This window comes from Streptomyces melanosporofaciens, assembly GCF_900105695.1.
In the GTDB taxonomy this organism is placed as follows: Bacteria; Actinomycetota; Actinomycetes; order Streptomycetales; family Streptomycetaceae; genus Streptomyces; species Streptomyces antimycoticus.
Genome location: NZ_FNST01000001.1, coordinates 143,007 through 163,409, shown reverse-complemented (window position 1 = coordinate 163,409; position 20,403 = coordinate 143,007). Strand labels below are relative to the sequence as shown.

At 68.9% G+C, this 20,403-nt stretch carries 20 protein-coding genes and 4 pseudogenes; 13 read left to right on the top strand and 11 right to left on the bottom strand.

All coding sequences use genetic code 11. The features are described 5' to 3' along the window. Nucleotides 1–29: 29 nt before the first annotated feature. Together BLV72_RS00870 and BLV72_RS00865 are read right to left on the bottom strand one after the other, a co-directional pair. Nucleotides 30–242 (bottom strand): hypothetical protein, encoded by a 213-nt coding sequence (locus tag BLV72_RS00870; protein ID WP_208905443.1) that lies wholly within the window; start codon nucleotides 240–242, stop codon nucleotides 30–32. 323 nt (nucleotides 243–565) lie between these two features. Beyond that, nucleotides 566–1,402, bottom strand: coding sequence for a helix-turn-helix transcriptional regulator (locus tag BLV72_RS00865; RefSeq protein ID WP_093459585.1), 837 nt, complete (start codon nucleotides 1,400–1,402; stop codon nucleotides 566–568). Between the two features lie 128 nt (nucleotides 1,403–1,530). Between BLV72_RS00865 and BLV72_RS00860 the strand changes: the two genes are divergently transcribed. Together BLV72_RS00860 and BLV72_RS00855 are read left to right on the top strand one after the other, a co-directional pair. Continuing rightward, entirely contained in the window at nucleotides 1,531–1,974 is a 444-nt protein-coding gene (locus BLV72_RS00860) for a nuclear transport factor 2 family protein (RefSeq protein WP_208905442.1), read from the top strand. Then, nucleotides 1,971–2,837, top strand: coding sequence for an NAD(P)H-binding protein (locus tag BLV72_RS00855; RefSeq protein WP_093459582.1), 867 nt, complete (start codon nucleotides 1,971–1,973; stop codon nucleotides 2,835–2,837). Before BLV72_RS00860 ends, BLV72_RS00855 begins: the two co-directional genes overlap by 4 nt. A 186-nt stretch (nucleotides 2,838–3,023) precedes the next feature. Here BLV72_RS00855 and BLV72_RS51755 read toward each other — a convergent pair. Beyond that, a pseudogene (locus BLV72_RS51755) lies at nucleotides 3,024–3,101 on the bottom strand (transposase); the annotation flags it as partial. A gap of 843 nt (nucleotides 3,102–3,944) precedes the next feature. On the opposite strand from BLV72_RS51755, the gene BLV72_RS00845 reads away from it, so the two are divergent. From BLV72_RS00845 to BLV72_RS49210, 3 genes and pseudogenes are all read left to right on the top strand, one after another. Beyond that, nucleotides 3,945–4,148 carry a hypothetical protein gene (locus BLV72_RS00845; protein WP_093459580.1) on the top strand — a complete coding sequence of 68 codons (204 nt, stop codon included), beginning with the start codon at nucleotides 3,945–3,947 and terminating at the stop codon, nucleotides 4,146–4,148. A gap of 598 nt (nucleotides 4,149–4,746) precedes the next feature. Then, complete coding sequence (locus BLV72_RS49215) at nucleotides 4,747–4,887, top strand: hypothetical protein (RefSeq protein ID WP_244320599.1); 141 nt, start codon at nucleotides 4,747–4,749, stop codon at nucleotides 4,885–4,887. Nucleotides 4,888–4,994: 107 nt separating this feature from the next. Beyond that, a pseudogene (locus tag BLV72_RS49210) lies at nucleotides 4,995–5,090 on the top strand (aminoglycoside phosphotransferase); the annotation flags it as partial. A gap of 552 nt (nucleotides 5,091–5,642) precedes the next feature. Here the strand turns inward: BLV72_RS49210 and BLV72_RS51750 are convergent. Both BLV72_RS51750 and BLV72_RS51745 read right to left on the bottom strand, forming a co-directional pair. Continuing rightward, nucleotides 5,643–6,008 carry a restriction endonuclease gene (locus tag BLV72_RS51750; protein WP_425288340.1) on the bottom strand — a complete coding sequence of 122 codons (366 nt, stop codon included), beginning with the start codon at nucleotides 6,006–6,008 and terminating at the stop codon, nucleotides 5,643–5,645. Then, nucleotides 6,005–6,274, bottom strand: a complete 270-nt coding sequence (locus BLV72_RS51745; RefSeq protein WP_244320535.1) for a hypothetical protein — start codon at nucleotides 6,272–6,274, stop codon at nucleotides 6,005–6,007. The genes BLV72_RS51750 and BLV72_RS51745 overlap by 4 nt, the downstream gene beginning before the upstream one ends. Before the next feature lie 432 nt (nucleotides 6,275–6,706). Between BLV72_RS51745 and BLV72_RS00825 the strand changes: the two genes are divergently transcribed. Next, complete coding sequence (locus tag BLV72_RS00825) at nucleotides 6,707–8,272, top strand: FMN-binding glutamate synthase family protein (protein ID WP_244320534.1); 1,566 nt, start codon at nucleotides 6,707–6,709, stop codon at nucleotides 8,270–8,272. Nucleotides 8,273–9,687: 1,415 nt separating this feature from the next. Here the strand turns inward: BLV72_RS00825 and BLV72_RS00820 are convergent. Further along, a complete protein-coding gene (locus BLV72_RS00820; protein ID WP_244320533.1) occupies nucleotides 9,688–10,593 on the bottom strand; it encodes a LysR family transcriptional regulator in 906 nt (301 codons plus the stop codon). A gap of 119 nt (nucleotides 10,594–10,712) precedes the next feature. Here BLV72_RS00820 and BLV72_RS00815 point away from each other — a divergent pair, with 119 nt between their 5' ends. The 3 genes from BLV72_RS00815 (at nucleotide 10,713) to BLV72_RS00805 (ending at nucleotide 14,211) form a co-directional block, all read left to right on the top strand. Continuing rightward, nucleotides 10,713–11,597, top strand: a complete 885-nt coding sequence (locus tag BLV72_RS00815) for an NAD-dependent epimerase/dehydratase family protein (RefSeq protein WP_093459577.1) — start codon at nucleotides 10,713–10,715, stop codon at nucleotides 11,595–11,597. 193 nt (nucleotides 11,598–11,790) lie between these two features. Continuing rightward, a complete protein-coding gene (locus tag BLV72_RS00810) occupies nucleotides 11,791–12,744 on the top strand; it encodes a DMT family transporter (protein ID WP_093459576.1) in 954 nt (317 codons plus the stop codon). Nucleotides 12,745–12,840: 96 nt separating this feature from the next. Then, entirely contained in the window at nucleotides 12,841–14,211 is a 1,371-nt protein-coding gene (locus BLV72_RS00805) for an amidohydrolase family protein (RefSeq protein ID WP_093459574.1), read from the top strand. A 323-nt stretch (nucleotides 14,212–14,534) separates the two neighbouring features. On the opposite strand, the pseudogene BLV72_RS00800 reads toward BLV72_RS00805, so the two are convergent. Continuing rightward, nucleotides 14,535–15,058, bottom strand: a pseudogene (locus BLV72_RS00800) (helix-turn-helix domain-containing protein). A 102-nt stretch (nucleotides 15,059–15,160) separates the two neighbouring features. On the opposite strand from BLV72_RS00800, the gene BLV72_RS00795 reads away from it, so the two are divergent. After that, the gene (locus BLV72_RS00795) at nucleotides 15,161–15,856 is read left to right on the top strand and encodes an SDR family NAD(P)-dependent oxidoreductase (protein WP_093459573.1); all 696 of its coding nucleotides are present in this window, start codon (nucleotides 15,161–15,163) and stop codon (nucleotides 15,854–15,856) included. 613 nt (nucleotides 15,857–16,469) lie between these two features. Here the strand turns inward: BLV72_RS00795 and BLV72_RS47640 are convergent. Together BLV72_RS47640 and BLV72_RS50960 are read right to left on the bottom strand one after the other, a co-directional pair. After that, nucleotides 16,470–16,625: a DUF6131 family protein gene (locus BLV72_RS47640; protein WP_086883752.1), complete on the bottom strand. Its 156-nt coding sequence runs from the start codon at nucleotides 16,623–16,625 to the stop codon at nucleotides 16,470–16,472. Nucleotides 16,626–16,950: 325 nt separating this feature from the next. Beyond that, nucleotides 16,951–17,079, bottom strand: coding sequence for an LPFR motif small protein (locus BLV72_RS50960; protein WP_280142993.1), 129 nt, complete (start codon nucleotides 17,077–17,079; stop codon nucleotides 16,951–16,953). 404 nt (nucleotides 17,080–17,483) lie between these two features. On the opposite strand from BLV72_RS50960, the pseudogene BLV72_RS50955 reads away from it, so the two are divergent. After that, a pseudogene (locus BLV72_RS50955) lies at nucleotides 17,484–17,607 on the top strand (NAD(P)-dependent dehydrogenase); the annotation flags it as partial. Nucleotides 17,608–17,715: 108 nt separating this feature from the next. On the opposite strand, the gene BLV72_RS46340 reads toward BLV72_RS50955, so the two are convergent. Continuing rightward, on the bottom strand, nucleotides 17,716–17,850 hold the full coding sequence (locus BLV72_RS46340; RefSeq protein ID WP_342030632.1) for an ATP dependent DNA ligase: 135 nt from the start codon (nucleotides 17,848–17,850) through the stop codon (nucleotides 17,716–17,718). Continuing rightward, on the bottom strand, nucleotides 17,837–18,181 hold the full coding sequence (locus tag BLV72_RS00770; protein WP_093459568.1) for a helix-turn-helix transcriptional regulator: 345 nt from the start codon (nucleotides 18,179–18,181) through the stop codon (nucleotides 17,837–17,839). Before BLV72_RS00770 ends, BLV72_RS46340 begins: the two co-directional genes overlap by 14 nt. 170 nt (nucleotides 18,182–18,351) lie before the next feature. Here BLV72_RS00770 and BLV72_RS00765 point away from each other — a divergent pair, with 170 nt between their 5' ends. Both BLV72_RS00765 and BLV72_RS00760 read left to right on the top strand, forming a co-directional pair. Beyond that, nucleotides 18,352–19,128, top strand: coding sequence for an anti-sigma factor antagonist (locus tag BLV72_RS00765; RefSeq protein WP_093459567.1), 777 nt, complete (start codon nucleotides 18,352–18,354; stop codon nucleotides 19,126–19,128). 316 nt (nucleotides 19,129–19,444) lie between these two features. Continuing rightward, on the top strand, nucleotides 19,445–20,125 hold the full coding sequence (locus BLV72_RS00760; RefSeq protein ID WP_208905440.1) for a serine hydrolase domain-containing protein: 681 nt from the start codon (nucleotides 19,445–19,447) through the stop codon (nucleotides 20,123–20,125). Nucleotides 20,126–20,403: the final 278 nt, after the last annotated feature.

Genomic DNA, 20,403 nt, shown 5'->3' with positions numbered 1-20,403 from the left:
ATCTCCGACCGCCCGCCGACCCGGCGGCACTACCGGAACACAGTGTCGCCATTGCGTGTTCCGACGGGGGCGTCGATCCGCTTGATCACCACGATCGCGGCGAACGCTCCGGCCGGAGGGGCGAACGCGTAGACGGGCGGCAGCGAGGGATTGCCGGAGAACTGGGCGGGGACGAACTCGCGGGCGAGGTTGGCGATTTCGCCCGACAGGCTACCCAAGGCGATGATCTGGGCGGCGATCATGGTGCCGACGGGCCCAGGAAGTGAAGGGGCAGCCGGGGACCGGGGTCGCACCGGCTCAGCTTCTCGATGCCATCCGCCGCTGCCCGGGAGGCGGACGCCGCGCGGACGCCCTGACCCCCACGGGCCCAACAGGCACAGTCCGGTGACCGACTTCCGGGCCGAGCCGACCGACCACGCGCCCGAGACCGGACGGGTCCGCCGCTGGCCCTGTGCTCCGCTTATGGCCGCGGCGGTGACGTACGGCGCCCGCCGCCGCGTCCCGCGCTGCAGGCGTCGAGCGCCGAGCGCCGAGCAGACCGGACAGCTAGAGGTTGGGGAAGGGCTCACTGCGGGGTCTCGAGCCGGGCGAGTGCGAGGGCGGTCGGGCTGCCGGGCTCCGCCGTGTACATCACCAGCTGCAGGTTGGTGCCGGGCAGCAGCAGGGTGTGGCGCTCCACCTCCAGTTCGCCCATCTTTGGGTGGTGCAGGTGCTTGCGCAGCGTCGGTATGGGGCGTACGTCGTGGCCGCGCCAGCCGGCGGCAAAGTCCGGGCTGTGCGCGGCGAACTCGTTGACCAGCTCGCCGAGGACGCGGTCGGCCGGGTAGCGGGCGCTGGCCGCGCGCAGTTGGGCGGCGGACTGCCGAGTGAACTCGCCCTCCGCGCCCGCCGGTGCCGAACAGAGGGAGTCGCCCAGCCGGAGCGACAGCCGCACGGCGTTGCGCTCTTCGGGGGGCAGCAGCCCGAAGTCGGTGATCAGCTCGGCTGCCGCTCTGTTCCAGGCCACGATGTCCTGCCGCTCGTCGACCAGGTAGGCGGGTATTGGCCCGAGCCGGTCCAGCAGTCGGCGAGCGTCGGCGGGCACCGGCCCCCGATCGGCGGTCGTGCCGGGCGGGATCTGGCCGGCCAGCCGCGCCAGGTGTTCGCGCTCCGTGGCGGTGAGCCGCAGTGCCGTACCCAGCGCGGCCAGCACCTGCGGGGACGGGCGCGGTGCTCGGGCCTGCTCCAGCCGCTCGTAGTAGTTGACCGACACCCCGGCCAGTGCGGCCACCTCTTCGCGGCGCAGTCCGGGAGTGCGCCGGGCACGGCGGCCCGGCGGGTGGATGGCCGTGGCCGGCACCTGGTCGGGGGGCAGTGCCTCCCGCCGGCGGCGCAGGAAGTCGGCAAGTTCGCTTCTGCTCACCCCATTCATGGTGGCAGGAGGTGCCCGGCCCAGCCACGGACCGGCGGTCCGGGGCTCAGCTGTCAGTTCCCCGGCGGCAGGCCCGCGTCCAGTCTGGACTTCACACCCATTGAACACCGGAGGACACCATGCCGCGCGCTCCCGAGGAAACGATGCGCCGACTGCTGGAGCTGATGCTGACCAAGGACATGGACGCCGTCGCCGACTTGTGGGCGGAAGACGGCACTGCGGAGTTCCCGTTCGCCGCCGGGGCCTCGCCGCGGCGGCTGGCCGGGCGGGAAGCGGTCCGTGGCTACCTGGTCGGCTTCCCGGAGGTGTATGACGTGCGCGAGATCCCCTCGATCACGGTGCACCATACGGAACGGCCGGACACCGTTGTGGTGGAGTACCACGCGAAGGGGCACTCGGTGCGCACCGGAGAGCCCTATCGGATGGACTACATCGTGGTGATCACCGTCCAGGACGGTCTGATCACCCGCTTCCGGGACTACTGGAACCCGCTGGCCAACGCCACAGCAGCGGGGACGCTGCCCGAGCTGCGCGATTCGCTGCGCTCGGGGAGTGCCCGATGACCGGCGTGCTGGTGACCGGCGGCACCGGGAAGACCGGGAGCGCACTGGTGGAACTGCTGCGCGGCAACGGTGTGCCAGTCCGGGTGGCCAGCCGCCATCCGTCTGCCGGTGATCCTGACGCGGTCCGGTTCGACTGGGATGACCCGGCCACTCACCCGGCCGCGCTGCGCGGGGTGGACCGGGTCTTCCTGGTGCCTCCGGTGCACACTGTGGACCCGATGCCGCTGGTCGGCCCGTTCCTGGCCGAGGCGCAACGCCTCGGGGTGCGCCGGACAGTACTTCTCGGCTCCGCCATCGTATTGCCGAACGCTCCCAGTGCTCTGGAGCTGGCCGCGCAGGTGCGGGCCCGGCCAGGGTGGGTGGTACTGCGTGCGTCCGGGTTCATGCAGAACTTCCTGAGCCCGCACCCGGTGGGCGAGCGGATCCGGCGGCACGGCGAGATCCGCACCGCCGCCGGTGACGGCCGAGTGGGCTGGATCGACGCGCGGGACATCGCGGCCGCCGCCTCCGCCCTGCTGGCCGACCCCGGGGCCGAGCCCGGCGACCAGCGCGACTACCTGCTCACCGGGCCGAAGGCGTTGAGCTACCGGGACGCGGCGGCGATCATCACCGCCGGCACCGGACGGCCGGTCCGGGTGGTGCCCATCGGGACCGGCGAGCAGGCGGCCCACTACCGGGCCGCGGGCATGCCTGCCGAGTTCGCCGCCGACCTCGCCGCCGTGGAAGACTGCATCAAGGCGGGCCGGGAAGACCAGGTCAGCACCACGGTGCTGGACCTGACCGGCCGCCCGCCCCGCACCTTCGCCGAATTTGTCCAGGACCACGCATCCGAGTGGGCGCACGCTGGGTCGTCCGAGTGCTGAGCTCGTCGCGAATCTGAAGAGACCGAAAGGGCCTCGAACTGGGTCATTCACCTGGTCGTTCGCCGGGCTCGGGACGGGCCTCGGCCTGATCACGTGTTCTGATCGAGGACGCACTGATCAGACCGAGGCCCGTGGAGACGAGTGTGCTGCACAGGCCCCCCGAAGGAAGCGTTGGCGACGCTGTCGGCGTTCACCCTGCTTGCAACAAGCCAGAGCAGCGATGGACAAACGGCGCTGGGAGCGTCCCCGCATCCGGATCACAGGCGCCGCTTCGATGTGCGGGACACCCGGATGGCGGGGCGAGCGCTTCGGAGCTCTGAGCGGCGGGGTCGGTCGGCGTCATCACTGCGGTACCTCCGAGGCTGGATCGAGGGCGCGATGGAGCGGGGAACTTTCGGGGGTGCCAAGCGGACGGACCGCCCCCGGCGGCCCGCTGCCCCAAGTGCGGGCACCTCGAGCTGTTCGCCACCGACGAGGTGTGATCGACCCTCATTGTCCCGGACGCCTGGGCGGGCGGTCGCGCATCGCGCGAAATGACGTGATTGCACCACCGGGGCCTGTGCCCCTCGTGCGCACTCGCCGACCTTCTCGACCGCCTTCTGGCAGGCCCGACGCCGCGTGCCCCTGGTCCCCTCCGGGCTCGTCCCGGTCGCCGCGCAGGGCAGCCGGCCCGCCCCGACCATCTGTCCGCACTCCTCCACAGGACCGGGGTCCCGGCCGCCGCCGCCCGCGGCGCCGCCATCCGTCAGCAGCTCCTTGACCTGCCTGCCGCCGTCGTTGCGGACGCTCTCGCCTGCCACGACAAAACCACCAGCCGCCTCCTCAGGGAGACCGGTGGGACGCGAAGCCGATACGCCGCTGAAGATCACGGAAATCGACCGCCACGCCCGGCAGCGCCGACAATGTGAGATCGGGACCGAACGCGCCCAACAGTCCAGGATCTGGGGTCCACCAAAGGCATCGTGCTGGACGGGCAGCACGCCGATCGCATTACTCTTCCCTGAACGCGCAGAAGGAGCCCTGCATCCCCAACTGGGTTCTCAGGCCGCGGTGTTGGGAGGGCCCCTTGCGCGGTGTCCAGCACGCTTATGATCGAGAGGACTCCGTATGGAGGAGAGTAACGCGAAACGCCAGCCGAAGCACCCGTCCCGCTGGACGATCAGGCTGCGCGCCGAAACCATCCTTCACCTGCGGAAATGGATGCACCAGCAGGGCTCAAACGTGCCGGGCGAGTTCCTGCAGGGCGCGGCCTACAGGCTCGGCAGTGGCGCAGTGACCCTGCTCATCCTGTGGTGGGAGACCCGCCACTGACGCACTGCCTCTCCGACGGCGGGCCCGCCACCTGGCGGGCCCGCTTCAGCTTGTACGTCAGCAAGGGCCCAGCAGGCCGTCGACGCCATCGTGCACGCCGCCAACCCCTTCCTCCTGCTGCGGAGAACCGGCGCGCCCCCTTCACCACTGCGCAAAAGCACCGGCGGTGCCGTGCGCACTTGGTGCACGCCGTGGGCGGCCGGAGGCGCGACGGCGCGCCTCCGGCCTCAGCGCGGCGAGCCGTCGATTGGCGCGCCAAGGTGGCTCGGTTGCTCAGCGGTCGGCTCCAGCGCCTCCAGGTCGGTGCGCAGGGCCGCGACATCGGCCACCGGACGAGTCGCGCCGCAGGCTGCTGCTCTTCCTCCGGGGTGCCTCGAGCCAGCTGCACGGGCATCGCGGCCTGCTGGTGCGGGGCCGGGTCGTGAGGGGCTTTCCATGTCGATGTCGGCAGCGGCCTCTCCGAGCGCGAGGCCTGGCTGAAGGTGCCGGAAGCGTCCGCGGCGACGTATGCGTCGTATCCGGCGGCCGTCGCGCAGATCGCGGCAGTGCCGCGCATACCTCGAGCGACACCCCGGCGAAGATCAGCTTCCTCCGGCCGGTGGCCTCGATGGCCGTGCGGGACCGGTCGTCGTGCCAGGCGTTGACGGTGCTGCGGTCGATGATCTCCTGTCCGGTCGGCAGCGCCTGGACCAGTTCAGGGGTGGTCGGCCCCCACATGCTGTCGGCCGCGGTGGTGTGACGACCAGCGGGATGTCGAGTACGGTCGCGGCGCGCGCCAGTGCCACCACATTGTGCTTGAGCTCGCCGAGCGGGATGTCCCGGACTCCGGACAGGAGGGGCACCTGGCCATGGCGGGAGGCAGGGAGGACAGAGCTGACGACGCGGGCCGTGGAGAAGCGACTGAATGTCTATGTCTCCGCCCTCATGGACGCGCTGGGCTGAACCAAAGCAGCCCGGGGCGCGGGCACGGTGGCGAGCGCCGGGCCCGGCTGCCACGTCCGGGAGCGGAGCCGATCGCACACCCGCACCGGGGCGCGCCCCGAGTACGGGCCGGCTCCCGGCCGACAGCTCTGCGACGCCTCCGCATCGCACGGCAATATCACCTCGCCGTAACAGCTCCCCAAGATCTGTGCCAGAGCCCGCAACTCACCAACGAAACCACCAGCGAAACTGATGTGGTGATCCACCGTGCCGCGAGAGGCTCTGAAGGGCCGGCTGTTGGACAGAGGTGCCTGTGCTGTGGAGCTGTAGCGGTTCGTCGACTTGACGGGCGCCAACGGCGACCACCTTGACGGCGGTGACAGTGGACGACGTCGGCGAGGGCGCCGGTGGCACTGCCGCCCACTCGCGGCTGCGAGACCGTCCGCAAGGTGCCGTAGCCCCCCACTGCGGCGCGTGTCCCAGGAACGCAACATCAAGCTGCGGGACATCGCCCGGCAGATCTGCGAGCGAGGCGACATCGCCTACAGAGGCTAACGGGATGGCGCCATTACGCTACTCCGTCCACGGAGCCGGGCCCGTGCTTGCCCACGTGGCGAGCTCCTGCCCGTCGATGCACAGGATTCCGCACTGCGTGGCGTACTCGGCGGCGGGCTTGGTGAACTCGCTGGTCGTGACCACCGCGGCGATCTGGGCGTCGTGGACGGCGAAGCACGTTCCGCCGAAGCGCTGAACATCCTGCGAGCCGACCTTGTGAGTCCAGTCGTATCGCTTGCACTGGATGACAATGCGCTGGCCGTCGGGGGCGGTGGCGAGGACGTCCGCGCCCAGGTCGCCCGCGCCGCCCTCCACGCGGCTGACCTGGCAGCCGTCCCGTTCACACAGGTCCGCCACCGCCTGCTCGAACTCACTGGCCGTCATCGCCTCGAAGTCGGCTGCTCCGAGGGAATCCTCCTCGGGGAAGCGGGGGCCGTACGGCGGTGGCGCATCACGACGGCGGCCAAAAGAGTGAGCAGGCCCACGGCCACGGCGGCGGCAGGTTGGGCGCCGGTCGCGCCGCCGGCGGCTCTTACGGTGACGCCCACCCCGAAGACAACGATGGCGATCAGCCCGAAGCAGACTGAGAGATTCCGCAGGCTGAAGGCGTACTGACGCCCGATACGCGGCCGACGGCCGGAAGTGGCCATGGGTGGCGGTCCTCTCGTGTGGTGACATCAAGATCGTCACTGCCGACTGCCCCGGTACGCCGCCTCCACACCCGCTGCAAAATCAGCGGGTGTGGCGGGCCGACGTATCCACCACACGCATAGCGCGTCAGCTGAGGGGAAGCCGATAGTCGGGCGCCCCGCCATTTTCGCCATTCTGACGATGGGATATCTGCCATGACTTCCGCCCTGCACCGCCTGGACCGGGGACTGCGCCTCATCGGGTTGTCCCGGAGGAAGCGCCCGACCGGCACCCCGTCGCGGCTCGGCCGAGGTCCCCATGGAGTGTCCGCCGTGGCGGTCATCCGGCAGGCCGTGCGCACACTTCGCACACAATCCGGTTCGGCCCGGCGGAAATAACCGCATCGACTGGTGCGAGTGGGGTAGCCGTGCGACGTGCTGAGACTCGTATTGATGACTGGTCCTGCCCTGACGGTGACGATCGGCGCGGCGCTCGCGTGGTGGGTATCGCCGTGGTGGTGGCTTCTGGTCGTGGTGGCGGCGGCCATGACGGCCGTGGCGGTCCGGGATGTGGTGCAGCGCGAGCACTCCGTCCTGCGCAACTATCCGCTACTGGGCCATCTGCGGTTCCTGCTGGAGGCACTACGGCCGGAGCTGCAGCAGTACTTCATCGAGCGCGACTACGACGGCCGCCCGTACGACCGTGATGTGCGCAGCATCGTGTACGAACGGGCGAAGGGTGTGGACGCCGAGGAGCCGTTCGGGACGGAGCGGGACGTCGGTGCGGCGGGGTACGAGTTCCTGGTCCCTTCGCTGGCGCCCAAGGCCACGCCGGACCGGCCGCCCAGGGTCCGGGTTGGCGGGCCGGACTGTGCCAAGCCTTACGACATGGCGCTGTTGAACATCTCGGCGATGAGCTTCGGATCTCTGTCGGCCAACGCTATCCTCGCGCTCAACCGTGGTGCGGCCCTGGGTGGTTTCGCGCAGGACACGGGTGAGGGCGGTCTCTCGGAATACCATCTGCGCCACGGTGGCGATCTGATCTGGGAGATCGGGACCGGGTATTTCGGGTGCCGGACGGACGACGGTGACTTCGATGCGGCCATGTTCGCCGAGAAGGCGGCCCATGACCAGGTGAAGTGTGTTTCCCTCAAGCTGTCGCAGGGCGCGAAGCCGGGCATGGGCGGAGTGCTTCCGGGCAGCAAGGTCAACGCGGAGATCGCGAAGGTGCGCGAGGTGCCGCAGGGGCAGACGGTGGTGTCGCCGCCGTACCATCGGGTGTTCTCCACACCCCGCGAGCTGGTGCGGTTCATCGGCCGGATGCGGGAGCTGGCGGGTGGCAAGCCCACCGGCTTCAAGCTGTGCCTCACCTCGCGGCGGCAGTTTCTGGCCGTGTGCAAGGCCATGCTGAGCGAGGGCGTCACTCCGGACTTCATCGTGGTGGACGGGGCCGAAGGGGGCACCGGCGCGGCCCCGCTGGAGTTCGCCGACCATGTTGGCACGCCGCTGACCGAGGGCCTGATCACGGTGCACAACGCGCTGGTCGGCACGGGGTTGCGGGACCGGATCAGGGTCGGCGCCAGCGGCAAGGTGGCCACCGGGAGCGACATGGTGAAGCGGATGGTGCAGGGGGCGGATTACACCAACGCGGCGCGGGCGATGATGTTCGCCACCGGGTGCATCCAGGCCCAGCGCTGCCACACCAACACCTGCCCCGTCGGGGTGGCCACGCAGGATCCTCGGCGGGCCCGCGCACTGGACGTGGGTGACAAGTCGGCGCGCGTGGAGCGGTTCCAGCGGGCCACGGTGTACGGGGCGACGCAGATCATGGCGTCCATGGGCGTCCATGACCCCACCGAGCTGCGTCCGCACATGCTGCGGACGCGGGTCGACCCCTTCACCATCCGCTCCCACGCGGAGCTGTACGAGTGGCTGGTTCCGGGGCAGCTGCTCGCCGAGCCCCCGGCGACGTGGGCCGAGGACTGGGCCGCCGCCCACCCCGGCCAGTTCACCGTCTGACCCGGCACGGCACAGGTCCGCAGAACGCGGTGCCGCGTCGTCAGATGAACGGCAGGGTGGGTATGAGCCCGTTGACCGGTTCTGGCTGGCTGCGTTGTCGGGCCTGATACCCCGCTGCCGGTGGCGTGAGGTCTCCCCGCTACGCCGCACCGCCCCGACCTGGCGCGAGTTCCTCACGAATCAGGCCAACGTCCTCATCGAAGCAAAAGCATCGTCCTGCCTGAGATCGGTCAGTTACTGGAGATCGATGACCCCTGGGAGCCCTGCCAGTTGCTGGACCCGTTTGGGAGACCGGTCGAGCCGGCGGCGGTGTACTTCCACGGATCTGAAGTCGGCGGACTGTTCGCCGTTGACGCCGCGCTCGTACGGCATGGACCTGCTGCGATGGTGGCGCTAGCTGTGTGGTGCCACGAGAGCATCAACAGCACGATGAGTTATGCCGTGATCTACCCTGTCGACGCCATCGAAGCACACCGCCCCTTCATCGCCCGACGCCGCCAGACCAGACCATCTGAGGAATACCGCGCAGTCACTCCAGAAGTATGAAACGAATTCCTCAGCCAGGACCGGCTCATCCCTCAGTGGTCGGCTCCGGAAGTCCTTCGGAGGTTGGCTCCGGTGCCGGTGTTGCGTCTGAGGTTGGTGAGATCTCGACCCTCATGGCATTACCGTTCAGAGGGTCTGCGGTTTCAGGAGGGTTAGTAGTCGAACCTCCCGCCTGTTCGTGGAGATGCACGTCTCCGTGGATGGCGCCAGCTTGGACGATGCTCCTGGCTGCCGCGTGGGCCACCGTGTTTTCCACAGCGCTGGGGGTCGGATTCGAGTGAGAGCGGCGTCGACGATTGCCGCTCCCAAGCACAGGCGTTGCCCGAGTTCATGTATCCGCGCCTTCAGTTGCCCGATTCTGCTTTCGATCGCGCGTTCTTCCTTGATCAGGGCTGCTCGTCGGACCACTACGCCGTCGCTGTGGGGATATCCAGCGTTCAGTTCGGCAAGGGTGCGTCGCAACCTTCTCGGCACACGCCCGTGGATTCCGGCCTCACTGAGCAGACGTACGAGCGTGCGCGCCGACTTCTGTTCCTCGACGCACAGCCTGTCGGCCCTCCCGCGCAGTTTCCCCAAGGCACCGTCGGAGCGAGGGCGAGCCGGGCCTCCTTCGCTCGCGCCAGTTCCGCGTCTTTCATGTCGATGTCCGTGGCCGGCGTGATCACTCCGAGATACCGTCGTGTGACATCGTGTGTGTCAGGCCATTCTCGGACCGGCCCTACGGCGAGGTGAACCTCGATATGGGCGCCCGCCTCAACCTCGCCGCAGCCTCCGTACCGGGCCCTCGGGCCCCGGCCGACCAGGCGGCGCGATCCACCGTGGAGAACGAATGAACCTGCGCAGCACTGCGAGCGGCCGGGGACGTCCGTTCAGAACACGCGGTCGCGCCGGATGTGGTGCGGGATCAGGTCGAGGAAGGCATGCAGCGCCCGCGTCGGCGGACGCGTCGCGGAGGCGACCACGCTGAGCGTCCAGGCCAGGCGGGCGTCCGCGAGGGGGACGGTACGAACGGCGTCCCCGGCCGCCGCGGCGAAGTCCGGGGGCAACAGCGCCACGCCCAGGCCGTGCGCCACGTAGTCCGCGATCGTGGTGATGTCCGAGACCTCGATGAGGACCCGCCGGAACAACTCCTCCTTCGTGAACGCGTCATCCACGATCTGGCGTTGCCCGAAACCGGCGGGCATGTCGACGAAAGGTTCCCCGGCGACGTCGCTGAGCCGGACGCTCTTCCGGCGGGCCAGTGGGTGATCGGCGGGGACCAGCAGCTGGACCTCGTACCTCTTGATGGCCGTCGATTTGAGGTGTTCGTCCTTGATGTCGGCTCCCACGAAGGCCACGTCGACGTGGCTCTCCTTGATCCGCTCGATCAGCCCGGAGGTTCCCCGCTGGGAGGTCTCGGTACGCAACCGGACCTCGGGATGACGCCCGTGGAACTCACCGGCCAGCGCGGGTACGTCGATCACCGTCAGCCCGCTGAGGACGCCCACGGTGAGGCTGCCGCGCAGCCCCGTGGAGAGCGGCTCCACTGCCGCCCGGGCCCGGTCGAGTACTTCGATCGCGGTCCGCGCCTCGGGGAGGAACACTGAGCCGGCCTCCGTCAGTCTGACCGACCGCGTGGAGCGGAGGAGCAGTTCGGTCCGGAGTTCGTGCTCCAGGGCCTTGATGCCGGCCGAGAGCGTGGACTGAGTGACGTGCAGCCGCTGGGCCGCCCGCGTGAAGTTCAGCTCCTCGGCGACGGTGATGAAGTACTCCAGCCGCTTCTGGTCCACACCCATCCCCATTCATCGGTATCTCCGATCGCGCATTCGGAAACATTCGTTGGACACGATAGCCGGGCAGCGCGACTGTTGCCATGCGGGCCAACGCCCCGACCAGGAAACGTCAGCGAAAGAGGATGACCATGCGCGTACTGCTCACCGGCGGCACCGGCTACATCGGAGCCGCGGTGCTCGATCGGCTCATCTCCGGCGGCCACCAGGTCACCGCCGTGGTCCGCTCCCCCGAGAAGGCCGAGCTGGTGCGGGCCAAGGGCACCGAGCCCGCGGTTGCCGACCTGGCAGACGGCGACGCCCTGGAGGAACTCGCGGCTGCGAGCGACGGCGTGATCCACGTGGCGTCGCCGGGCGACGAGACCAGCGCGACCGTCGACGAGGTGGCCGTCACCAGCTTCCTGCGCGCGCTGCGGAACACCGGCCGGCCGTTCGTGCACACCACCGGCGTCTGGCTGCACGGCAGCGGTTCGGCGATCACCGAGTCGGCCGGCATGAACGCCCCGCGGCTGACCGCCTGGCGGGTGCCGCTCGGCAAGCTGGTGCGCGACGCGCGGAGCGTCCGGACCTCGGTCATCGCACCGGCGGTGGTGTACGGCCACGGCGGCGGTTTGCTGAACCTCGTCGCCGCTGGTCCTCGAACCGCCGGAAACACCCCGGCGCTCACCATGATCGGTACCGGTGACCAGCACTGGAGCACCGTGCACGTGGACGACCTGGCCGAGCTTTACGTGCTCGCGCTGGAGAAGGCCCCGGCCGGTTCGTACTTCATCGGCACCAGCGGCGCGAACCCGACCGTACGGGAGATCACCGAAGCGGTGAGCCGCTCTGTCGGCCTGGCCGGACGCGTCGAGCCCGAACCGGTCGTGCAGACGCTCGACCGGCTCGGCCTGCTCGGCGAGGCTCTTCTCCTCGACCAGCAGGCTTCGGGCGACGCGGCCCGGCGTGTCCTGGGCTGGTCCCCCACGGGACCGTCGGTCCTCGACGACATCGCGCGTACGGACTTCTGAGGGAGATACGCGCTCCGGGCCCCGCCGCAGGCGGGACCCGACCGACCATCAGCGGACGCGTCGACCGGGCCCTGTCCGGCCGCACCCCTTCTCGAGGAACTTCGACATGAGCACTCCCACCGCACCACCCGGGTCAGGTCATCGCCGTCCTGCCGGGCCCGGCCCCCAGTCGGCGGAACAGTCCCGCCCATCCGTGCCTCGCGGCGGCTCGCCGGCCGTCGTGGCAGCCATCGCAGCCGGCATGGTGGTACCGGTACAGGCCCGTCTGAACGGCGAGCTGAGCCATCGCCTCGACGACGGCATCGCTGCGGCGGCGATCAGTTTCTCGGGCGGACTCGTCCTGCTGTCCCTCCTCGCGCTCTTCTCCCCCGGGCTGCGCGGCGCGCTGCGCAGCCTGGCCGGCGCTTCACGGCACAGTCGGTTCCCCCGCCGGTACCTGCTGGCCGGGGTGCTCGGCGGCACGTTCGCCCTGGCCCAGTCCACCGCCGCGCTGGTCACTGGAATCGCCGTGTTCACGGTGTCGGCCATCGCCGGTCAGACCTTCGGCGGTCTGATCGTGGACAGCCGGGGTATCGGTGGCGGCCTGCGGCAGCGCCCGGGCGCTGCCCGGCTCACGGGAGCGGCCGTCATCCTGGTGGCCGCAATCGTGTCCGCCCTGCCGCGTTTCGCCGAAACTCCCGCGCCGGCCACGATCATCCTGCCGGCCCTCGGCGCCCTCGCCGCCGGCTTCCTCCTCGGTGTGCAGCAAGCCCTGAACGGAGCGACGACGGCCGCGTCGGGCTCGCCGCTCGCAGCGACCTGGCTCAACTTCCTTGTCGGTGCGGTGTTCCTCGTCGCGGCGTGGGGGGTGAAAACACTCGTGCAGGGGAGCGTGGGCCACTCCCTGCCCACCAGCTTGTGGGTCTACCTCGGTGGTCTGTGCGGCGTGGTGTTCATCGGCGCCTCGGCGTTCCTGGTACGCCGGATCGGTGTCCTGCTGCTGAGCATGGCCTCCATCGCGGGGCAGCTCGCCGGTTCGATCGCCCTGGACTTCCTGGTCCCTTCGGGCGGTCGGTCCCCCTCCGTCCTCACCGTCCTCGGCGCGGTGCTCACGTTCGGCGCCGTCTGGGTTGCCTCCCGGCGCCCACATGGCACCACCGCGAAGTGACCCACGTCCGCGCGGACCGGACGCCGACCCGACCCACCATCCCTCTGCGGATGAACAAGCAACACAGTGCCGCCCAGGGCACGAAAGGAACCACAGATGTCCCAGAACCAGCCGCAGAACAAGGAACGCATCCTGATCAAGGGCGCGTACCTGATGACGCAGGACAACAAGCTCGGCAACTTCGTGGGCGACGTCCTCGTCGCCGACGGCAGGATCCTCGAGATCGGCCGGGACCTGTCCGACGACCGGGCCAGGGTCATCAACGGCACAGGGAACGCCGTGCTGCCCGGTTTCATTGATACCCATCGCCACAACTGGCAGGGGGCGCTGCGCAACCTCGGCCCCGCCTGGACCTACCAGGAGTACCGCAGCCAGGTGCAAATCGGTCTCGGACAGTACTTCGATCCCCGGGACGTACACGTCGGCAATCTGGCGGCGGACCTGATGTCCCTCGACTCCGGGGTGACGACCGTGCGGGACGAGTCGCACATCAGCAACAGCCCCGGGCACTCGGACGCGGCAATCGCCGCGCACTGGGAGTCGGGCATCCGCGCCGTCTTCGACCACGGCTGGCCATCGACGGAGGCCGAGCAGTGGCAGTTCGGCAGTGACCGCACACACCCCGACGACATCCGGCGCATCCGCAACGAGGTGCTCTCCGACGACTCGGCGCGGGTGACCCTCAACGCAATGCTCCGCGGACCCGAGCTGTCCACCCCCGATGTGTCCGAGCGAGACATCCGGCTCGCCCGTGAGCTGGGCCTGCTCATCAGCATGCACGTGGGCCTCGGCGAGTGGGGGGCGGAGCAGCAGGCCGTACGGCAGTTGGAGGAGGCCGGTCTGCTCGCCCCGGACATGACGTTCATCCATCTGTGCACGTCGACCGACGAGGAGCTGAGAATGCTGGCCGCCCGCGGCGCCACCGCGTCCGTGGCCGGCGCCCTGGAGGTCTTCATGCCGGGCCTGGGCCAGCCGGCCACCAACCGGCTGCTGGCCGCCGGTGTCCGCCCGAGCCTCAGCGTGGACACCGAGACGATCGTGAGCGGTGACATGTTCGGTGTCATGCGGGCGACACTCGCCTACCAGCAACTGATCCTCGCCGGTGCGGCCGGGCCCATGGACCGTGTTCCCGGCCTGCCCACGTTCGACGCCGCCGACCTGCTGTCCTTCGCGACCATCGAGGGCGCACGGGCCGCGGGGATCGACGACCGCACCGGCAGCCTGACCCCTGGCAAGGAGGCCGACCTGATCATGGTCCGCCTCGATCACGCCAACATGCTGCCCGCCACGGACGTCGCGGCCACGATCGTCGCGGGCGGCCACGCCGGCAATGTCGACCTGGTCGTGGTGGCCGGTGACGTCCTCAAGGAGAACGGTGTGCTGAAGGGAGGCGACGCCGTCTTCGACGAGGCCGCGGCCTCCCGTGACCGGCTCTTCCACGCCGCCGGTCTGCCGCTCCCGGTCTGAGCTGACCGCCGGGCAGGCGCGGGGTCATCGTGATCGTGGCGCCGAGTCCGAGCCCGAACCGTGGTGGTGCCAGGTGTGCTGTCCCACGACGTTGATGACGGGCGACGCGCCGTGAGTGGTGCTTGAACGAGGCGAGGGCCTCTGGTTTCGGTGTGGATTGCGACATCTGTACCGGCGCCAGGAGGCCCTCGTTTCAGGCCAGCCACCGGCCAAGCAACCGCGTCGGTTGCGTCGGCGCACGTCCATGATGGGAGCCGTGAGCGGTCGTTTTCACTGACGGACCTGACCTCTGCTTGCTGGACGAGATCCGGCCGGCCCGATCGTTACGGCGTGGAGAACAGGCCGGGCCCCGGAGGCGCGGGGCCGTCGGCGCGGACGCCGTTCGTGACCCGCAGGAACTCCGGCTTTTCCGCATCGGCGGAACCCGCCGCCACCGTGTAGACGATGAGGCGGACGTCGCAGCCCGGGACGGTGAGCACCTCGCAGTCACATGTCACCTCGCCGACCTGGGGGTGCACGATGGTCTTGCGGGCCGAGACGTGCGGTCCGACCGCACCCTCGTCCCACAACCGGGTGAACTCCGCGCTGGTGGACCGCAGTTCCTCGACAAGGTCGATCAGGCCGGTTGCAGTGCCCTGGCCAGGCTCGCGACGACCTGCGCCGAAGGGCTCGTGGCGCGCCCCTGCTCCAGCCGCACCACATAGTCGACCGACAGCCCCACGAGCTCGGCCAGCTCCTCGCGTCGCAACCCCACCGCACGTCGTCCGGGCCGCGAGGCCCGCCCGACGTCGGTGGGAGAGAGCCGGTCGCGCCAGCGGCGCAATGCCGTGCCAAGGGTCTCGTCCACTCGACCATTGTGTCCGCCGTGCAGCCGTTGTGCCCGGTACTGGCTGTCCTACCGTCGCAGAGGACACTGGTTGTCCTCTCGTCACGGGCCGAGAGTGAACGCATGACGACAACATTCATCACAGGAGCTAACAAATCCCTCGGGTACGAGACCGCCCGCCGCTTGATCAAGGCCGGCCACACCGTCCTCGTCGGTGCACGCGATCCAGAGCGCGGCCAGACGGCTGCCGACGCGCTCGGCGCCCGATTCGTCCAGATCGACGTGAGCGACGACGCGTCGGTGGCCGCGGCCGCCGCCGACGTCGCGGCTCGCGAGGGCGGCATCGACGTCCTGATCAACAACGCCGGCGTCTTCGGGACGCACAGCCCCGCCGACCAGATCACGGCCGCTGACGCCAGCGCGGTGTTCGAGGTCAACGTCGTGGGGATCGTCCGGGTGACGCACGCGTTCCTGCCTCTGCTGCGCAAGTCCGCGAACCCGGTAATCGTCAATGTGTCGAGCGGCATGGGGTCCTTCGGGGCCACCCACGACACCGAGCGCGTCGAGGGCCGGGCCATCGCGCCGCTGTACACGGCGTCAAAGGCTGCCGTGACCATGCTGACCACGCAGTACGCGAAGTCCTGGCCGGCCGTTAAGGTGAACGCGGCCGACCCCGGCTACACCGCGACCGACTTCACCGGGCACAGCGGCCCGCAGACAGTGACCGAGGGGACGGACGCGATCGTCGAACTCGCCACCATCGGGACGGATGGACCGACCGGAACCTTCCGTGACCGCCACGGTGAGATGCCCTGGTGATCCACCCCTGAATCCGGGGCACGACCGGCACGGACGAACTTCACGGCCTTGGAGATCGGGACTCAGCTGCGCAGCCAGATGAGCAGAGCTGCGGTGGTTACAGTCCCGAGGAAGACGTAGCCGCGCTTGTCATAGCGAGTGGCCACCGCCCGAGACTGCTTCAGTCTGTTGATCGCGCGCTCGCGGATGCCCCGGCGCCGCAGGTACTCGGGACACGGGCCGTTGCTGTATCTCTTGTCGGCCGCGACGCTGTCGGGCTTCGGGCGGGGCCGACCCGAAGGGGCGCGGGTCATCGAGGCCGCGACCGGAGGGGGTGAGAGCGCGGACGATGGTGAGCATGGCGGCATCGGCCTGCGTGGCGCTGGTGGCGTGCGCGTGCGGTCCGGAGAAAGCGAAAGAGGACACGGGCCCGAAGCCTTCGCAGCCGTCCGCGTCCACGCGGGCAGAAGAGCCGTCGGCCACGCGGTCCGCGTCCGCTCGGACCGAGAAGCCGTCGGCCACCCCGACCGGAGACCAGCATCGGTGACCGCCGGTCGTATCGGGCTTTCCCCGTCCCGTTCGACGAGCCTACGAGGGCCAGTCCAAACGTGCAGCCCAGCCTGCAGCGACGGCTCTACCAGTAGTGCCGACGACCGCCGATCGCATGGCCGAGGGCACCCAAGGCCCACAGGATCGCTCCGATGACGAGGAGGACGATCCCAATGGTCCAGAGAACGCTGATGCCGGTCACAAATCCGACGACGAGGAGAATGATCCCCAGGGTGATCATGGAACCCTCCACTCCTTCAGGGATGTCCCACCTCCACTATTGCCCCGAGCAGCCTCACGGCCAACGGGCCGGGTCCCACTCCCTGACGGAAACTCGCCACTGCGTCCACTTTCCGAGGGTCCGGTCATCCGAGAAATCGCCTGGCACTACTCGCTGATGCGCCTCACGGGCCCCGGAGGCACCACGCTCCCCAGCGGATTAATCGTGACGATGCCGACGGTCCAAAAGGCCGCGCTTTCCGCCCACCCGCCGCCGTCCGGCTTTTACCGGCAACGCCGACGACCTCCTCACGGCCAGGTACGGCTGGCGACAATTGCGGGCGGGTTCAGTGATGGCCGTACGCGGTGTCCGATGCTCCGCCGAAGAGCCGAGCCACAGCCCGGAAAGGCAGCGTGACGACGGTGGCGATGGCCCCACCGATGGCCCGGATGACATCTGCAATGGCCCTGAACATAAGTACGAACCTCCATTGGGCCGCCGTGGCGAAGCCCTGGTGGCAACTGCCGCGGTATGGCCGCTCATCAAGCGCGTTCCCGATCATCAGGTGAGGAAACTGTGTCTCGCCGGGCGCTTCGAACAGATATGGCGGACAGCCGCTGACCCGCTATGGCGACACCCGATTAAGGGATCTGGTGTCGAAGTGTCTTGGCCACAGTTTCGCTACGGTCTGCGCGAACTGGTCGGCTACCGATCCGGACTGGAGATCGTCAAGCCCCGCTGGGCCGGAAGGGAGGCCTTTGGCTCCAGGGCGGATGGTTTGTGCGTGCCGCCATCGGGCACCCAGGGCATTCGGTTTCTCTTGTCTGCCTTCGGCTCGATCGACATCCTCGTCAACAATGCCGCCTTCGAGATGGCAAACATATCCCGGAAGGCCGCAGCATCATCAACACCACATCGGTGCAGGCGTACAAGCCCAGCGCTCATCTGCTCGACTACGCGACGACCAAGGGCGCCATCGCGACCTTCGTGTCCGCCCTGGCACGGTCGTTCCCTCGCCCAGCCCCTCCTCGGGTTGGAGGGCCCCATGCCCATGCGGCCATTTTCCCGCTCTCGCTCGGCATTCACCGGCCGCACGGACGTGAGTGCCCGATCACTCGCGCACGGCGTCGCGGGCCGATTTGTCCCGCCGCAGCCCCTGGTAGCGGGGGTGGCGCAGGCGTCCGTCGCGGGTCCGCTCGGTGAAGGCGATCAGAATGGCCGCCAGTGCCGGGTCAGCGCCCCTCATGCGACTCGGCGGCGAGGGTGGTTACGTGCCCGGTCTCCTGGCGCGCCAGGAGTGACAGCAGGTCTGCGACAGTGGCGCCGACATCTGCCGGATGACGCAGAGACGTGTCGGGCGCGATGCGGTAGACATTCGACCGGCCCTGCCGGACGTGGGTGAGGTATCCGTCCTCTTCGAGGTCGGCGATGATCTTCTGCACGGCGCGTTCAGTGAGCTGGCAGCGGGCGGCGATGTCGCGGACACGGATCGTGTGGTCTTCAAAGATCGCGATCAGTACCCGGGCATGGTTAGTCAAGAACGTCCAGCCTGCATGCGGTTCCGGTGGTCGGTTCATGTCCCCACGATACGGCGTCTGATTCGCGCATACAAAAACAGGAACTACATTTCATGTAATGGTTGACGTGAAGCAGAGTTATGGTGATCCTGGGAGCACAGAGACGACGGTATGCACCGGGAGCCCCCATGTCCCATCACCCGACCCTTGCCCGAGACGAGGGGCCCTGCATGGAGTGCGTCACCGCTCTACAGGAAATGCAGCCGCCGGTGCCCGTGACAGTGAATGTCGACGCGGTCGGCGACCGGTTCATCGTGACAGCGTCCGGCGAGTTCGACCTGGAGAGCGGTCAGGTACTGCAGCAGACGCTGAGCGATGCACTGGACCACGCTGTGGGCGGCCTGGAACTGGACCTCGCAGGAGTCGAGTTCTGCGACTGCTCCGCCCTCAACGTTCTGCTGCGCGTGCGCCACCGAGCCCTCCAGGCATCCAAGAGCTTCATCCTGTGTGCCACCAGCCCGGCCGTGGCCCGCCTGCTCGCCCTGACCAGCACCCTTCCACTCTTCACCGCCGGAGAGGAGGGGACGGTCGAACATCTGGCCTCCTCGTCCCATCCCACGTACGCCGAGGCGGGAGATCCGCCCGATTGCGCCGGTGAGGAAGATGTGGTCCCAGCCGGGGCCGTACAGCGCACGCCGTCCTCGGAACGGCTGCCACGGATAGCAAAATCATCCGGCGACGATCAAGCGGCCGAGAACGCCCAGCTGCGTCGGGCCATGCAGACCCGACCAACGATCGATATGGCGCGCGGCATCCTCATGGCATCGTTCCAGCTGACCAGCCAGCAGTCCTGGCAGGTGCTGGTGACCGCCTCCCAGCACAGCAACATCAAAGTGCGCCTGATCGCCGACGCACTCATGCAGACCTTCAACGGCCAAGCCCTGCCCGAACCCCTCGCCGATCACCTGGCTGCTGCGGTACAAGCACACGGCACCCCGGCCCAGTAGACAGCGCGCCCAAGTCCCACTGAATCCTCTTCCTCGGCGATGGGCAACGTCCGGGAACACCATCACCTCGCGACACCCGTGCAACGGCTGATGACCGGCCTCGAGGGTTGGAGCCGACGTATCGACATCGCTGAGGGTGCGTCGCGCGACGCCACCGAAGCCGGCGCCGCTGGTCGTGTCGCTCCAGCTCTCATAAGCGACGCCCAAGGCGAGTGTCCAGTTCGGCGAGGCGGCAGGGTAAAGCGGTGGCCCGCGGGCGGGCTGCTGACGATCATCACCGATGGCTGGTGAACTTTCTGCTGCGAGGGGGTCTGCGGTGACGATCGTGACGAGGGCTGACGGCTTCGATCCAGCTTGCCTGGAGGGGGCCGTTTCCCGAGCGGCAGGAGGGAAAGGGTTCTCCGGCACGGTCCGCGTCACGCGGCACGGGGAGCCGGTATTCACCCGCGCGTTCGGGATGGCGTCACGGCGATGGTCCATACCGAACACGTGCGACACGCGCTTCCGCGTGGCGTCGGTGTCCAAGATGTTCACAGCGGTGGCCGTCCTGCAGCTCATCGAGCGAAAACAGGTCCGCCTGGACAAAGCGCTGGTGGACTTCGTGAGAGACCACATGCCTCAGCTCGATCCGCGTGTCACGGTCCGCCACGCCCTGACGATGACAGCGGGCATCGGCGACTGGTTCGAAGAGGGCAGCGACGACTGGCAGGCCGAATGGGCTGTCCTGACCTCCTCCCACCCGCTCTACCTGCTGCGGGGCAACAAGGACTACCTGCCGCTGTTCGCCAACAAGCAACCCCACTTCCCTCCCGGGGAGCGTCATCTCTACAACGGCGCCGGCCATCTCCGCTGGGGCCACACCGGCGAAGAGGACGGGGTCAGCGCCCGCTTCTACCACTACCCGCAGCAGGACCTGGACGTCGCTGTCCTCGGCAACATCAGCTGGTGCGCCGGCGACATGGGTTGGGCCATCCACGACGCCGTCGTCGGTAATTGAGACAGCCGCATGTCGCGACGGCGCTGAGCAGCTGACTCACCCTGTTCTCCTCGGAGATCTGGCTACGGGGTTTCGGCTACCCCTACGACGCCTTCGGCACCATCCAGCGCGACCGCCGGTGCACACGCGGCCCCCAGACCCCGGACTTCCTCCTCGAAGACGGTTCGGATCACCCCCCTCGGCCGCCTCTGACAACTGCCCCGCAACCGATCGCGTCAACTAGGACACTCAGCCCCGCTGAGGACTCCTCACAAAAGTGGTGGGCTTGGCCTGGTCAG